The sequence below is a fragment of the Paenibacillus polygoni genome, from assembly GCF_030263935.1.
GTDB lineage: Bacteria > Bacillota > Bacilli > Paenibacillales > Paenibacillaceae > Paenibacillus > Paenibacillus polygoni.
On the sequence record NZ_CP127162.1, the window covers coordinates 624,644 to 639,715 of the forward strand.

Sequence of the window (15,072 nt, forward strand, 5' to 3'; positions counted from 1 at the left end):
TAGAAAGTGATATGTCATAATGAGTTAATTATAATATTGATTAACCTAGGGAAGCTGAGGGAGAATCTCCTACTTCCCTTTACTTTTATCCATCTCTTGTCAATGTTCGGCCATTAAAACGAGTTAATTAATAGTTTGAATTTACAGTAAAGGACACAACTTTAATGAATACAAATAAACTAGATAAATTAAAACGGCCACTCTATATAACTGTATATGACGAGCTTCTCCTTCAGATTACGAAAGGAGAATACCAGGCAGGAAGTCAGCTTCCTTCAGAACCGGATTTAGCTAGAAAACTAGGGGTTAGCCGTGCAACGTTAAGACAAGCTTTAGTCCTTTTGCAAGATGATGGATTAGTAAGAAATATACGCGGCAAAGGAAACTTTGTACTAGAATCTTCTTATAAACAAGAGGATGTTCAATTAGAAAAACTAAGTAATCCCATGCATAAATGCCATATAAGTACATTTGACCAAATAGACTTACATTATCGATTAGACCCGGAAACGGAGCATACGAAACAAGTTTTAAAGAGGGATTCATCTGCTGTAGTGGCTTTAGAACGTTTGTATAGAAAGGGAGGCGATTTACTTGCTTATGCCTTCACTTTCATGTCCATGCAAACAGTAGAAAGCTTATCTCTGGACCTTAATAATAAGGAGCGGCTACTAGAATTTCTAGAGAATGAGGCCTATGGAATCGCTAACCATGGAAATATTGAAATAAAATATACACATACGGTTAATTTGGCTAATCGGAAAGAAAAATTAATAGGACAAAATGAATGCTTTTTACTGCTAGAAGCCCTTTACAATAAAACGGAGGCAGATCCTCCATTGATGTATAATAAATTTTATATACCGCAGCAGTTTTCGAATATTAAATTAAATGCATTTAAATGAAAATATACGTTCACAAAAAACACAGGTAAGTTCATTATTGGTAAGATGATCAGCTACGCTCCTTAACGAAATTAATATATGTAGGAGCTTCATTCATTGGGAGCTTGGCACTGTCGTCGTATCTAGTAACTTGATAGAGTAATAAAAAACTCTCTTTTATTTGCTTTGTTCAGCAAAAGAAAGAGAGTTTTTACTATTGAAATAGAATAGTACGCATTCAATATATTTAAATTGAATCAAGAAATACCAGGGTGGTACTATAACTCTATAACAACATCATGAGTAATTAGAAACTTGCAGAAATGGCGGGGTTTTATGTCTATTAAGAAATTTAATTTTTATTCTGTTGGCCAATTTTTAATAAGTGACAAATTTTATATTCCAGATTATCAACGCGAATATTCGTGGGAAGAAGATGAACAAGTCAAAGATTTTTGGATGGATCTAGAGGACTTAGTTGAGAATCAAAGGGATAGTCACTTTTTTGGACAGATCGTAGTTCATGATGATCAAGAAGATAGAAAAAAGTATATCATCGATGGTCAACAACGCAGTTCAACATCTATTATTTATTTGGCGGTAATTAGAGATTTATTTGAGAAAATTTATACGGAGACAAAAAAAGACGGGGCAAGAAATAAAGTAGAAGATATTCGGTTGAAAATCATTGGGCGCTGGAGTGAAGAGGAGAATGAACTTCAGTTCCATTTAGGAAAAGTAGATCATGTATTTTTTAGAGACTTTATTCAGCGTGGCCTCCCCGTAAATGATGATGTAACTGAAGCATCCCACAAGCGAATAAAACAAGCGTATGAATTTTTATATCAGGAACTATCCGATAAAATTGCGAATTTGAACGATGATGATAAATATAATAAGCTAGTTGATTATTATACTGGATTTAAAGATAGGTTTAATCTGATGTGTGTTGAAACAGACGATATGAATGAAGCGTTTATTATTTTTGAGACACTGAATGCAAGAGGGAAGGAATTAGAAACTTCCGATCTGTTGAAAAACCATTTATTTAAAACAGCTGGTAATTTAATTGACGATGTGAAAAATCAGTGGTTAAAAATGCAAAGAAATGCAGAAGGTATTGATTTAACAAAGTTTATCAGAACAATTTGGAATTCTAAATTTGATTTTACTAGAGAGAAAGAGCTTTATAAAAATTTGAAAGCTGTCATAACAACTCCAAAAGAGTGCTTAGAATTTACCGATGTATTAGTGAATAGTATTGGTGTTTATAAAGTGCTAGTTGATCCTAATAATGAAGCATATTTTGAGGATAAACATATAGAAAAGCATTTGGAAAATTTAAAGTTGCTGAATGCTAGTACGTATTATCCAGTACTTATTGCGATGGCAAATAGTTCATACAGTGAAATGGAAATTAGAAATGTGATGGAAGCAATTGAAAGTTTCATTGTCAGGAACTGCGTAATTGCGGGAAAAGTAGCTAATCGCTACGAACTATTATTTGCGAAATTAGCTAAAAAAATTTCAGCACAGCACATGTCATTTTCAGAGATTGTTCAAGAGTTGAAAAGTGAAATGCTGAGTGATGATGAATTCGAGAACCATTTCTTAATCTGTACTATAAAAAAAGCCCCTGTTGCCAAATTTATTCTTAGAAGAATAAATGATTATTCTCAAAAAGAAACGTTAATTAATCCGAGTAATAAAGACATACATTTAGAACATATCATGCCTAAGAAATTGGGAACGTGGAAAGTACATGAGGATCTTCATCAGAAGTACCTTCATAGAATAGGGAACCTTACACTGTTAGCGGATGAGTACAATACAGCTATTAAAAATAAAGGGTTTGATGAGAAGAAGAAAACATATAAAAAATCAGCTATCGTAATGACAAGCAAACTTTGTACATCCAATGAATGGACACCAACACGAATTGAGGAGCGACAAAAAGAGTTGTTTCTTATGGCAAAAGAAGTGTGGAAATTTTGATTTGCTAAATTTAAAGCTTGGGTCTTAGATTGGCTGTCCTATTAATAGGATTACCTTTATAGGTTTCTAGAGTTATATAAAAGTCCCTAAAATATAGGGGCTTTTTTTAGTTCTATTTTTATTCATACGTCACATAAATTAGTTTCATGAAAAATGATGAATGATTTTCAGTACTTTCGCAAAAATGTAATATACGAACGTTACACGCATGGTTAGGTATTAACATTCGCTTTTTGTATTGACAATATGATCTATCCCTCCTAGAATAAAAAATGAAAAACGAATAAACACATGCTTTTTCGTATAATCTCGGGGATTGGCCTGAGAGTTTCTACGAGATCACCATAATGATCTGGCTACGAAAAAAGATAATGCAATGGGATGACAAATTAAGGGTTTCTAAGCATCTGGATTCAACAACAAGAAGCTGAAACTTTTGAGATTCCTGCGTGTCTTTTTTAGCGTTAGCCCTTGAAGATCAATTTCTTTGAAGGGCTTTTTGTCGTTTTGAAGTTTATTCGACTTATCTCTAAGGGGGAATATTCGGATTATGGAGAGTTTCTTTAAATTAAAGGAACGCGGAACAAATGTCAGAACAGAGATTATTGCAGGTTTAACCACGTTTATGACCATGGCGTACATTCTGATAGTAAACACGATCTTTTTAGGTGAAAGTGGAGCAGGTATACCAGATAATGCCGTATTTTTTGCAACAGCGGTGGGCGCTGGTCTGATGACGATCGTAATGGGTCTTTTTGTGAATGTTCCGATTGCTCTTGCTCCGGGTATGGGTCTTAATGCATATTTTATGACGGTTGTACTGAGCTCGAACGGTATGATTACATGGCAGGCTGCGCTGGGTGCCGTCTTTATCTCAGGTCTAGTATTTATTCTGCTGACGGTAACAAAGATTCGACAAAAACTCCTAGTTGCTGTACCAGATAGTTTAAAAACAGCAATAACCGTAGGTATTGGATTATTCGTAGCCGTAGTTGGACTAAAATTAAGTAATTTAGTTGTAGCAAATGTGAACGCTAATACAGATATATCACAACCCGTTGCAGGAGGAAGTTTCAGTCTTGCTTTTGGTAACCTGACACATGCAGATGTTCTTCTTACCCTGATTGGATTACTTATTATTGCGATCCTTATGGTACTGAATGTGAAAGGTGCTATGCTTATCGGGATCGTAGTTACTACTATTATTGGTATTCCAATGGGAGTGACTGATCTCAGCGGTCTCAGCGGTTCGAATTGGATTCCTTCTTTTAGTGGGCTTGCAGTAGGGCAGCTGGATATCATGGGTGCTCTAAAACTTGGTTTGTTCGAAATTATTTTTGTTTTTACTTTTGTAGAGTTGTTTGATACATTTGGCACCCTTGTTGGAACATCTACACGGATGGGTCTAATGAAAGATAAGGAGAAGGGTGAGAAGATTGTCGGAAAAGCAATGCTTGTTGATGCGGCTGGCGTAAGCGCAGGGGCTGTGCTTGGTACAAGTACGATTACAGCATTTGTAGAAAGTTCGGCTGGTGTTGAAGCGGGAGGACGTACAGGACTGACTTCGGTAACAACGGGAATCATGTTCCTTCTGGCTTTATTCATCGCTCCTCTAGCACTGGTTGTACCTTCGGCAGCTACAGCACCTGCTCTGATCATTGTGGGTGTGCTGATGATGAGTCAAGTTCGTAATATTGATTGGGATGATTTCCTTCAAGCATTCCCTGCATTTTTAACGATTGTTATGATGCCATTTACGAACAGTATCGCCAATGGTATTTCACTTGGAATTATCTCTTACGTTGTTCTTGCTTCATTCTCTTCTCTAGCTACAAGCCGTAAGGTGAAAATTCATTGGCTGATGTGGATCTTGTTCGCCATTGTTCTGGCAAGATACATTTTCATCGGTTCGGAGTAAAATAAAACATATATAATAGTAGTTCATATAGAAAAGCCTTGCTCTTCGGAGGAAGGCTTCTTTTGTTTCTTTTATATAGAAGGAATAGGAGAAGACAAAAGATGTATTACTATCTGCTCATTTTTGACTAACTCACTCTGGTTGGCATTCGCCAAAAGTCGTTCGTCATTCAAAAGTTTCGCTAAGTAAAGCTGTTTCACCGAAACAGCGATCATGGAATTTTGGTCTATCACAAACGGTGTAGATAAAATTACATGTCTGTGTTTTGAGAGATTGGACTCACAAAACTGAAGAGTGAGTGTTTTCAAGCTTAGGTTCTATATATTATCACCTTTAAAAATATAGTAGAGATAAATCTAGCGACTTTTTTATAAAAAAAGGGTTGCATTCTATTTCTCAGCATGGTATATTCTAATTCCGGCCAAGAAGTTAGTCAGTAAGCAACACACTGAATAACAAGCTTCATAAAACGAAGTTGAAATACTTCGAAAAAAAGCTTGCATTTCTGAACCGGACATGATATGATATAAAAGTTGCTGACGGCGAGAGTTGTTAGCAAGATTGATCTTTGAAAACTGAACAACGAGGAGTTTTACGCAAGTAAAACTCGTGAGTGAATTAATACAAATTCAATTTGTTGGTCATAACAAATTGAATAGAGAACGTTAAGTTCTCGTCAGCATTTTCTAAATGAGCTTATCGCTCTTTTCAATAACTTTATTGGAGAGTTTGATCCTGGCTCAGGACGAACGCTGGCGGCGTGCCTAATACATGCAAGTCGAGCGGAGTTAATGAGAAGCTTGCTTCTCTGAGACTTAGCGGCGGACGGGTGAGTAACACGTAGGCAACCTGCCCATAAGACTGGGATAACTACCGGAAACGGTAGCTAATACCGGATAGGTTCTTTTCTCGCATGAGAGAAGAAAGAAAGACGGAGCAATCTGTCACTTATGGATGGGCCTGCGGCGCATTAGCTAGTTGGTGGGGTAAAGGCCTACCAAGGCGACGATGCGTAGCCGACCTGAGAGGGTGATCGGCCACACTGGGACTGAGACACGGCCCAGACTCCTACGGGAGGCAGCAGTAGGGAATCTTCCGCAATGGACGAAAGTCTGACGGAGCAACGCCGCGTGAGTGATGAAGGTTTTCGGATCGTAAAGCTCTGTTGCCAGGGAAGAACGTCCTTGAGAGTAACTGCTCAAGGAGTGACGGTACCTGAGAAGAAAGCCCCGGCTAACTACGTGCCAGCAGCCGCGGTAATACGTAGGGGGCAAGCGTTGTCCGGAATTATTGGGCGTAAAGCGCGCGCAGGCGGTTGTTTAAGTTGGGTGTTTAATCCCGGGGCTCAACCTCGGGTCGCACCCAAAACTGGATAACTTGAGTACAGAAGAGGAAAGTGGAATTCCACGTGTAGCGGTGAAATGCGTAGAGATGTGGAGGAACACCAGTGGCGAAGGCGACTTTCTGGGCTGTAACTGACGCTGAGGCGCGAAAGCGTGGGGAGCAAACAGGATTAGATACCCTGGTAGTCCACGCCGTAAACGATGAATGCTAGGTGTTAGGGGTTTCGATACCCTTGGTGCCGAAGTTAACACATTAAGCATTCCGCCTGGGGAGTACGGTCGCAAGACTGAAACTCAAAGGAATTGACGGGGACCCGCACAAGCAGTGGAGTATGTGGTTTAATTCGAAGCAACGCGAAGAACCTTACCAGGTCTTGACATCCCTCTGACCGGTCTAGAGATAGGCCTTTCCTTCGGGACAGAGGAGACAGGTGGTGCATGGTTGTCGTCAGCTCGTGTCGTGAGATGTTGGGTTAAGTCCCGCAACGAGCGCAACCCTTGATCTTAGTTGCCAGCACTTTGGGTGGGCACTCTAAGGTGACTGCCGGTGACAAACCGGAGGAAGGTGGGGATGACGTCAAATCATCATGCCCCTTATGACCTGGGCTACACACGTACTACAATGGCCGGTACAACGGGCAGCAAAGCCGCGAGGTGGAGCAAATCCTTAAAAGCCGGTCTCAGTTCGGATTGCAGGCTGCAACTCGCCTGCATGAAGTCGGAATTGCTAGTAATCGCGGATCAGCATGCCGCGGTGAATACGTTCCCGGGTCTTGTACACACCGCCCGTCACACCACGAGAGTTTACAACACCCGAAGCCGGTGGGGTAACCGCAAGGAGCCAGCCGTCGAAGGTGGGGTAGATGATTGGGGTGAAGTCGTAACAAGGTAGCCGTATCGGAAGGTGCGGCTGGATCACCTCCTTTCTATGGAGAATCGTTTCCTGAAACGGAAACATTCAAATATACGTACGACGAAAGTCGGCGGACCACTTTGCAGAAGCAAAGTAACACTCACTCGTTGTTCAGTTTTGAGAGTTTAATCTCTCAAAAAAGACATGTAATTTTATCTACACAGTTTGTGTTAGACCAAAATTCCATGGTCGCTGTTTCGGTGAAACAGCTTTGCTCATTGAAAACTAGATAACGAAACAATTTTGCGATTTTAGAAATATCCTTTAAGCTGAACTTGTGTTAAACAAGTGAAGATTAATAGATTGCTGAGTGAGGTTTTTGGATGAAGAACGACTTTTGGCGAAGCCAACTGGAGAGATTCAGCCAAAACACCGAACAATATGGTTAAGCTATTAAGAGCACACGGAGGATGCCTAGGCGCTAGGAGCCGATGAAGGACGTGGCGAACAACGATACTGCCTCGGGGAGCTGTACGCAAGCTTTGATCCGGGGATGTCCGAATGGGGAAACCCAGCTATCGTAATGGATAGTTATCTCCACCTGAACACATAGGGTGGTTGAAGGCATACCAGGGGAACTGAAACATCTAAGTACCCTGAGGAAGAGAAAACAATAGTGATTCCGTCAGTAGCGGCGAGCGAACGCGGATTAGCCCAAACCAATCAGCTTGCTGGTTGGGGTTGTGGGACGTCTCACATGGAGTTACAAAGGAGTAGGTTAGTTGAAGAGGTCTGGAAAGGCCCGCCAGAGAAGGTAAAAGCCCTGTAGTCAAAAGTCTGTTCCCTCCGAGACGGATCCCGAGTAGTGCGAGGCACGTGAAACCTCGTATGAATCCGGCAGGACCATCTGCCAAGGCTAAATACTCCCTAGCGACCGATAGTGAAGCAGTACCGTGAGGGAAAGGTGAAAAGCACCCCGGAAGGGGAGTGAAATAGAACCTGAAACCGTGTGCTTACAAAAAGTCAGAGCCCGTTTTATGGGTGATGGCGTGCCTTTTGTAGAATGAACCGGCGAGTTACGTTCCCGTGCAAGGTTAAGGTGAAAAGCCGTAGCCGCAGCGAAAGCGAGTCTGAATAGGGCGACATAGTACGTGGACGTAGACCCGAAACCGTGTGATCTACCCCTGTCCAGGGTGAAGGTGCGGTAACACGCACTGGAGGCCCGAACCCACGCACGTTGAAAAGTGCGGGGATGAGGTGGGGGTAGCGGAGAAATTCCAATCGAACTCGGAGATAGCTGGTTCTCCCCGAAATAGCTTTAGGGCTAGCCTCGGATTAAGTAAGTCGTGGAGGTAGAGCACTGATTGGGTGCGGGGCCCGCAAGGGTTACCAAGCTCAGTCAAACTCCGAATGCCATAGACTTGTATTCCGGGAGTCAGACAGTGAGTGCTAAGATCCATTGTCAAGAGGGAAACAGCCCAGACCATCAGCTAAGGTCCCCAAGTGTGTGTTAAGTGGGAAAGGATGTGGAGTTGCACAGACAACCAGGATGTTGGCTTAGAAGCAGCCACCATTTAAAGAGTGCGTAATAGCTCACTGGTCGAGTGACTCTGCGCCGAAAATGTAACGGGGCTAAACACACCACCGAAGCTATGGCTTGATACTATGTATCAGGGGTAGGGGAGCGTTGTATACCGGGTTGAAGGTAGACCGGAAGGACTGCTGGACTGTATACAAGTGAGAATGCCGGTATGAGTAACGAAAAGATCAGTGAGAATCTGATCCGCCGAAAACCTAAGGGTTCCTGAGGAAGGCTCGTCCGCTCAGGGTAAGTCGGGACCTAAGGCGAGGCCGAAAGGCGTAGTCGAAGGACAACAGGTCGAAATTCCTGTACCACCGTAAATCGTTACGAGCGATGGGGGGACGCAGTAGGGTAGTGACGCAGACTGATGGATGTCTGTCCAAGCAGTGAGGCTGATGTGTAGGCAAATCCGCACATCATTAAGGCTGGGCTGTGATGGGGAGTGAAAATTACAGTAGCGAAGGTCATGATCTCAGACTGCCAAGAAAAGCCTCTAGCCAGATGAAGGTGCCCGTACCGTAAACCGACACAGGTAGGTGAGAAGAGAATTCTAAGGCGCGCGGAAGAACTCTCGTTAAGGAACTCGGCAAAATGACCCCGTAACTTCGGGAGAAGGGGTGCCCCGGTAGTGTGAATAGCACGAGGGGGTCGCAGTGAAAAGGCCCAAGCGACTGTTTAGCAAAAACACAGGTCTGTGCGAAGCCGCAAGGCGAAGTATACGGGCTGACGCCTGCCCGGTGCTGGAAGGTTAAGGGGAGTGGTTAGGAGTCATCCGAAGCTATGAACCGAAGCCCCAGTAAACGGCGGCCGTAACTATAACGGTCCTAAGGTAGCGAAATTCCTTGTCAGGTAAATTCTGACCCGCACGAATGGCGTAACGACTTGGGCGCTGTCTCAACGAGAGATCCGGTGAAATTTTAATACCTGTGAAGATGCAGGTTACCCGCGACAAGACGGAAAGACCCCATGGAGCTTTACTGCAACTTGATATTGGATTTGGGTACGATCTGTACAGGATAGGTGGGAGCCTAGGAAGCATGAGCGCCAGCTTGTGTGGAGGCAACGTTGGGATACCACCCTGATCGTATCTAGGTTCTAACTTGGTACCGTAATCCGGTGCGAGGACAGTGTCAGGCGGGCAGTTTGACTGGGGCGGTCGCCTCCTAAAGAGTAACGGAGGCGCCCAAAGGTTCCCTCAGAATGGTTGGAAATCATTCGCAGAGTGTAAAGGCACAAGGGAGCTTGACTGCGAGACCTACAAGTCGAGCAGGGACGAAAGTCGGGCTTAGTGATCCGGTGGTACCGCATGGAAGGGCCATCGCTCAACGGATAAAAGCTACCCTGGGGATAACAGGCTTATCTCCCCCAAGAGTCCACATCGACGGGGAGGTTTGGCACCTCGATGTCGGCTCATCGCATCCTGGGGCTGAAGTAGGTCCCAAGGGTTGGGCTGTTCGCCCATTAAAGCGGTACGCGAGCTGGGTTCAGAACGTCGTGAGACAGTTCGGTCCCTATCTGTCGTGGGCGTAGGAAATTTGAGAGGAGCTGTCCTTAGTACGAGAGGACCGGGATGGACATACCGCTGGTGTACCAGTTGTTCCGCCAGGAGCATCGCTGGGTAGCTATGTATGGAAGGGATAAGCGCTGAAAGCATCTAAGCGCGAAGCCCACCTCAAGATGAGATTTCCCAATTTAGTAAGACCCCTTGAAGACGACGAGGTAGATAGGCTGGAGGTGGAAGTGCAGCAATGCATGGAGCTGACCAGTACTAATCGGTCGAGGGCTTATCCTACAAGCTTTCTGAAGGAAAGCTACTTCGAAAGCATATGCTATAAATTGCAAAGATTGTTTCGTATCTAGTTTTCAGGGAGCAAATCCTTGAGGGAAACTAAACGCTTGTTTCTTGATTCACACTTCGGTGTTGAACCCAAGCAAACGCGAAGAGCGAATGAATTTTCCGAAGATTTTCGAGAAGCGTAAGCTGAGAAAATCCTGTTTGGTGGCGATAGCGGAGGGGTTCCACACGTACCCATCCCGAACACGACCGTTAAGCCCTCCAGCGCCGATGGTACTTGGACCGCAGGGTCCTGGGAGAGTAGGACGTCGCCAAGCAATAGTTAAAAGACACTGCCATTTAGGTAGTGTCTTTTTTTGTTTTTTCTTTTATTTACATTCTAATATTGAATCGGTTTTATTTTACTTGTATTTCCTTTTCACCCTATTTATACTTGATAAGACTGACTTAGATGGGGAAGATTCATCTATATCCTCTTGGGTATTTTACGTTGGAGGATAATGATGTTTTCTTCTAATAATAAAAATTAGTACCAGGTACTAGTATCTAGTGATATAATACATATATTAAATATGGGAAGGTGATCGTATCGTATATTCTAAAGCGCAAATTACTGCAATAGGTACCTATGTTCCAGAGAAAGTGCTAACCAATTCAGATTTAGAAAAGATCGTAGATACGAATGATGAGTGGATTGTTCAGCGTACAGGGATGCGGGAGAGACGCATTGCTGGAGAGCATGAATACGTATCAGATATAAGCTGTAAAGCTATTGAAGATATGGTGAAGCGATATCATATTGATATTAGTGATGTAGATATGATTCTTGTAGCTACGAGTACAGCAGAATATACCTTCCCTAGTGCTGCCGCAAGGATACAGCATTATTTTAATATAGCTCAGACGGGAACGATGGATATAAGCGCTGCTTGCGCAGGATTTGTATATGGTTTACAACTGGCAGACGGACTGGTCACTAGCGGGATGTATCATAAAGTTCTCGTTGTTGGTGCTGAAACTTTGTCTAAAATTACAGATTACACGGATCGATCTACCTGTATATTATTTGGAGATGGAGCAGGTGCGGTTCTTGTTGAGAGAAGTGAAGATAAGCCTGGTTTCCTTGGTTCTACTTCGGGAACTCAGGGTAGTGGAGGAATACACTTATATAAAACGGCTTTAGGAGAACAAATAGAGGGGCAAGAACTCCAGAAAGATGGCTATCTCGTGCAAAATGGCCGTGAAGTTTATAAATGGGCAGTACGTAATGTGCCTGAAAAAACAAGAGAGCTGATTCATAAATCGGGTCTAACTCCACCTGATATTCAGTGGTTTGTACCTCATAGTGCAAATCTTCGTATGATTGAATCTATTTGTGAAAAAGGCCCAGTACCAATGGAACGAACTTTAACTAGTGTAGAATATCGAGGGAATACCTCGGCAGCTTCTATTCCTCTTGCCATTCAGCTTGCTCTAGACGAGGGGCGAGTGAAATATGATGATACAATGCTTTTATTTGGTTTTGGAGGAGGACTAACCTACGCGGGAAGCATTATCCGTTGGGGAGTTCCTGATTTAGAGAAATAGAGAAGTTGTACAAAAAGATCTCTCCTGGCTGCAATAGGCTAGGAAGAGGTCTTTTTTGTTTTTTATATAAAAAGAGAGAGTTACAGAGAGTACGCTGATACTTTAGCATTTTCTCAGCGCTTTACGTGAATGTTATAATAGAAGTATTGCAGAAAGGGGAGAGTTATGAAAGTACTCGTATTAGCAGAAAAACCCTCGGTAGCACGTGAGATTGCACGCGTCATGGGAAGCCGTGAAAAACATAAAAGTTATTTTGAAGGACCACAGTATGTGGTGACTTGGGCCCTTGGCCATCTGGTTGGTCTTGCAGAGCCTGAGGATTATGATCGCAAGTATGCAACATGGAATTTAGAAGATTTGCCGATTCTGCCGAAACAAACCAAGCTTAAAGTGCTTCGGGAGACGAATCATCAGTATAAAGCAGTAGCACAGCTCATGAAAAGATCGGACATTAAAGAACTGATTATTGCTACAGATGCGGCAAGAGAAGGAGAACTGCTTGCTCGCTGGATCATTCAGATGGCACATTGTAAGAAACCTTTTAAACGTCTATGGATCTCTTCACAGACGGACAAAGCAATCAAACAAGGTTTTGCTAACTTAAAGCCTGGACATCAGTTTGATCGTTTGTATGAATCCGCTCGTTGCCGCGCGGAAGCAGACTGGATGGTAGGTCTTAATGTAACAAGAGCTCTTACTGTGAAGTATGGGGCTCAGCTATCTGCTGGGCGGGTTCAAACGCCGACTCTTGGTATGATTATGGACCGTGAAAAAGAAATTATGAATTTCCGCTCCGAAGAGTACGATACCATTGCGGCAGACTTCGGAAATTTCCAGGCCATGTGGCGTGCAGCTCAAGGAGACTCACGTATTTTTGACAAAACACGGACTGAAGAGTTGAAAAGAAAACTAGATGGAGCGTCTGCAAAAGTCGTTCAAGTGAAGAAAAGCGAAAAAGTGGAACCTCATCCTCTTGCTTATGATCTTACAGAACTGCAACGAGATGCGAATAAAAAATACGGATTCTCGGCAAAACAAACCTCTAACCTGCTTCAACGTTTGTATGAACAGCACAAATTGGTTACGTATCCTCGGACGGACAGCAGATATTTAACGAGTGATATGACAGGTACACTAAAAGAACGACTGGAAAGTGTTGCCGTTGGACCTTACAGTGCACTGGCACGCCCATTATTACGTAAGACACTTCCTATTACAAAACGTATTGTGGATGATAGTAAAGTGAGCGATCACCATGCAATTATTCCAACAGAGCAAACGGTCATTTTAAATGCACTCTCTACGGATGAGCGAAAGCTATATGATCTCATTGTAAGAAGATTTATAAGTTTATTCTATGGGCCTGCACGGTATGATGCTGTACAAGTAAAGTTAGAAGTGGAAAGAGAATTACTTACGGTAAAAGGGACTACGGTAAAAGATCATGGCTGGCGTGAAGTTTACGGGGCAGAGGGATATGAGGATGACACAGATATAGAAGAAGAATCCCATGAAGGAAAATCAAGCGGACAGCAGCTTCCGGAACTTCGTGAAGGTGAAACTTTTAAAATTCAGCGCTGCATTGTGAAACCAGGCAGAACACTTCCGCCAAAACGTTATAATGAAGCTGCCTTACTCGGTCAAATGGAGAAACATGGTCTTGGTACTCCTGCAACTCGTGCCGATATTATTGAGAAGCTGGTTAGTTCCGATACGATTGAACGCCAAGGAAATTCACTGCATCCGACAGGAAAAGGTAAACAGCTGATTGAACTTGCGGCTCCTCAGCTTCGTACACCGGAATTAACTGCGAAATGGGAAGCAGAACTTGAGCGAATTGCAAAAGGACAAGGGCAGCCGGAACCATTTTTAAATGGAATTCGCACCATGGCGGGTGAGCTTGTCCGCAGCGTGAAAAATAGTACAGTGGAATATAAGCCGCATAACGTTTCCAACAGCCATTGCCCAGACTGCGGAACGCGGTTATTAGAGAAAAAGTCGAAACGTGGAAAATTCCTCGTGTGCCCTGCAAATGACTGTGGTTATAAACGATCTGCAGAAAAAAGACTTTCGAATCGCCGTTGTCCTCAGTGTCATAAAAAAATGGAACTTAAAGAAGGAAAAGCAGGACTGTATGTCCAGTGCCTTCCTTGCGGAATCACCGAAACACTTGATAAAGAGAAGAAGCATGTGAATAAGCGTGAACAGCAGAAATTGGTGAAGCAATTTGAGAAAAAAGAGTCCATCGGTTCTAACCTCGGTGAACTTCTTAAAGCTGCGATGGAGCAGAAAAAAGAAGGGGAATAGAATAAGTTCCCCTTTCCTTTGGCAACATGTAAATTTTCCTTCGCATAATGGAACTAGAGGATGGCACCCTATACTTTAGGGGGTGATCCACGAATGCCACATCATAAGCCGCTAAAAACGAAAAATCAGCAAAATAAGTCAAGTATACTTGAAGAAAGCAAGACGCTTCGTCCGAAAAAGGCAGCAGAATATCCGCCGAGTTTGAACGAAATTCCAAAACAGGAGTCGTAAGCGGCAAATCCTGTTAGCTTTCCTTTTATAAATGCTTATATAAAACTTGAAGTAAATAGCAGCGCTTTTGAACTAAAGCGCTGTTTTTCTTATCATGGATTTATGCATAAAAATAACAAGGTTTTGTTACAATAAAATGTGAAATGATGACCACTTTACCCCCTCTTGCAGTGAGTACATTCATTGCCTATGTGTTCCAGCTAGCGGTATAATAGAAGAGAACAAGGAAACTTAGAATGTTCACTGAAAGAGGTGATCGGGTGAGAGAGGGAATTATGGTATGGTTTGTTTTTATTAATTTGGTAGCCTACCTGGTGATGTCTGAAGATAAGAGAAGGGCCCAGAAAAGAAGAGACAGGGTGCCGGAAAAGACATTGTTCCTGCTTGCCGCAATTGGTGGGTCACTCGGTATTCTTATTGCGATGTACCGCAAACGCCACAAAACGAAACATACCAGCTTTACGATTGGCATCCCTATTCTTTTGTTTATAAATGCCGTACTGTATGGATACTTTCTTAGCTAAGATGTGTATTGATTAATTTTGAAGAAAATTGGTTAAAAACTACATACAGAAAG

General features: G+C 42.9%; 7 protein-coding genes, 3 rRNA genes and 1 riboswitch. All 10 genes read left to right on the forward strand.

The window, feature by feature from the left end:
- The first annotated feature begins 164 nt into the window (after positions 1 to 164).
- The 10 genes from QPK24_RS03060 to QPK24_RS03105 all read left to right on the forward strand — a co-directional run bounded on the left by QPK24_RS03060 (position 165) and on the right by QPK24_RS03105 (position 15,019).
- Positions 165 to 905, forward strand: a complete 741-nt coding sequence (locus QPK24_RS03060) for a GntR family transcriptional regulator (protein ID WP_285746071.1) — start codon at positions 165 to 167, stop codon at positions 903 to 905.
- 315 nt (positions 906 to 1,220) lie between these two features.
- Positions 1,221 to 2,879 carry a DUF262 domain-containing protein gene (locus QPK24_RS03065; protein ID WP_285746073.1) on the forward strand — a complete coding sequence of 553 codons (1,659 nt, stop codon included), beginning with the start codon at positions 1,221 to 1,223 and terminating at the stop codon, positions 2,877 to 2,879.
- A gap of 279 nt (positions 2,880 to 3,158) precedes the next feature.
- Positions 3,159 to 3,258: riboswitch (purine riboswitch) on the forward strand.
- A gap of 171 nt (positions 3,259 to 3,429) precedes the next feature.
- Positions 3,430 to 4,797 carry an NCS2 family permease gene (locus QPK24_RS03070; RefSeq protein WP_213536154.1) on the forward strand — a complete coding sequence of 456 codons (1,368 nt, stop codon included), beginning with the start codon at positions 3,430 to 3,432 and terminating at the stop codon, positions 4,795 to 4,797.
- A 717-nt stretch (positions 4,798 to 5,514) separates the two neighbouring features.
- Positions 5,515 to 7,066: ribosomal RNA gene (locus tag QPK24_RS03075) — 16S ribosomal RNA — on the forward strand.
- A 370-nt stretch (positions 7,067 to 7,436) separates the two neighbouring features.
- A 23S ribosomal RNA gene (locus QPK24_RS03080) occupies positions 7,437 to 10,367 on the forward strand.
- Positions 10,368 to 10,570: 203 nt separating this feature from the next.
- A 5S ribosomal RNA gene (rrf, locus tag QPK24_RS03085) occupies positions 10,571 to 10,687 on the forward strand.
- The 16S, 23S and 5S rRNA genes sit together here, the layout of an rRNA operon.
- A gap of 271 nt (positions 10,688 to 10,958) precedes the next feature.
- A complete protein-coding gene (locus tag QPK24_RS03090) occupies positions 10,959 to 11,957 on the forward strand; it encodes a ketoacyl-ACP synthase III (protein WP_285749057.1) in 999 nt (332 codons plus the stop codon).
- A 165-nt stretch (positions 11,958 to 12,122) separates the two neighbouring features.
- Positions 12,123 to 14,264, forward strand: coding sequence for a DNA topoisomerase III (locus QPK24_RS03095; protein ID WP_285746076.1), 2,142 nt, complete (start codon positions 12,123 to 12,125; stop codon positions 14,262 to 14,264).
- 93 nt (positions 14,265 to 14,357) lie between these two features.
- Entirely contained in the window at positions 14,358 to 14,495 is a 138-nt protein-coding gene (locus QPK24_RS03100; protein ID WP_201450772.1) for a hypothetical protein, read from the forward strand.
- Between the two features lie 236 nt (positions 14,496 to 14,731).
- Complete coding sequence (locus tag QPK24_RS03105) at positions 14,732 to 15,019, forward strand: DUF1294 domain-containing protein (RefSeq protein WP_407082949.1); 288 nt, start codon at positions 14,732 to 14,734, stop codon at positions 15,017 to 15,019.
- The last annotated feature ends 53 nt before the right edge of the window (positions 15,020 to 15,072 follow it).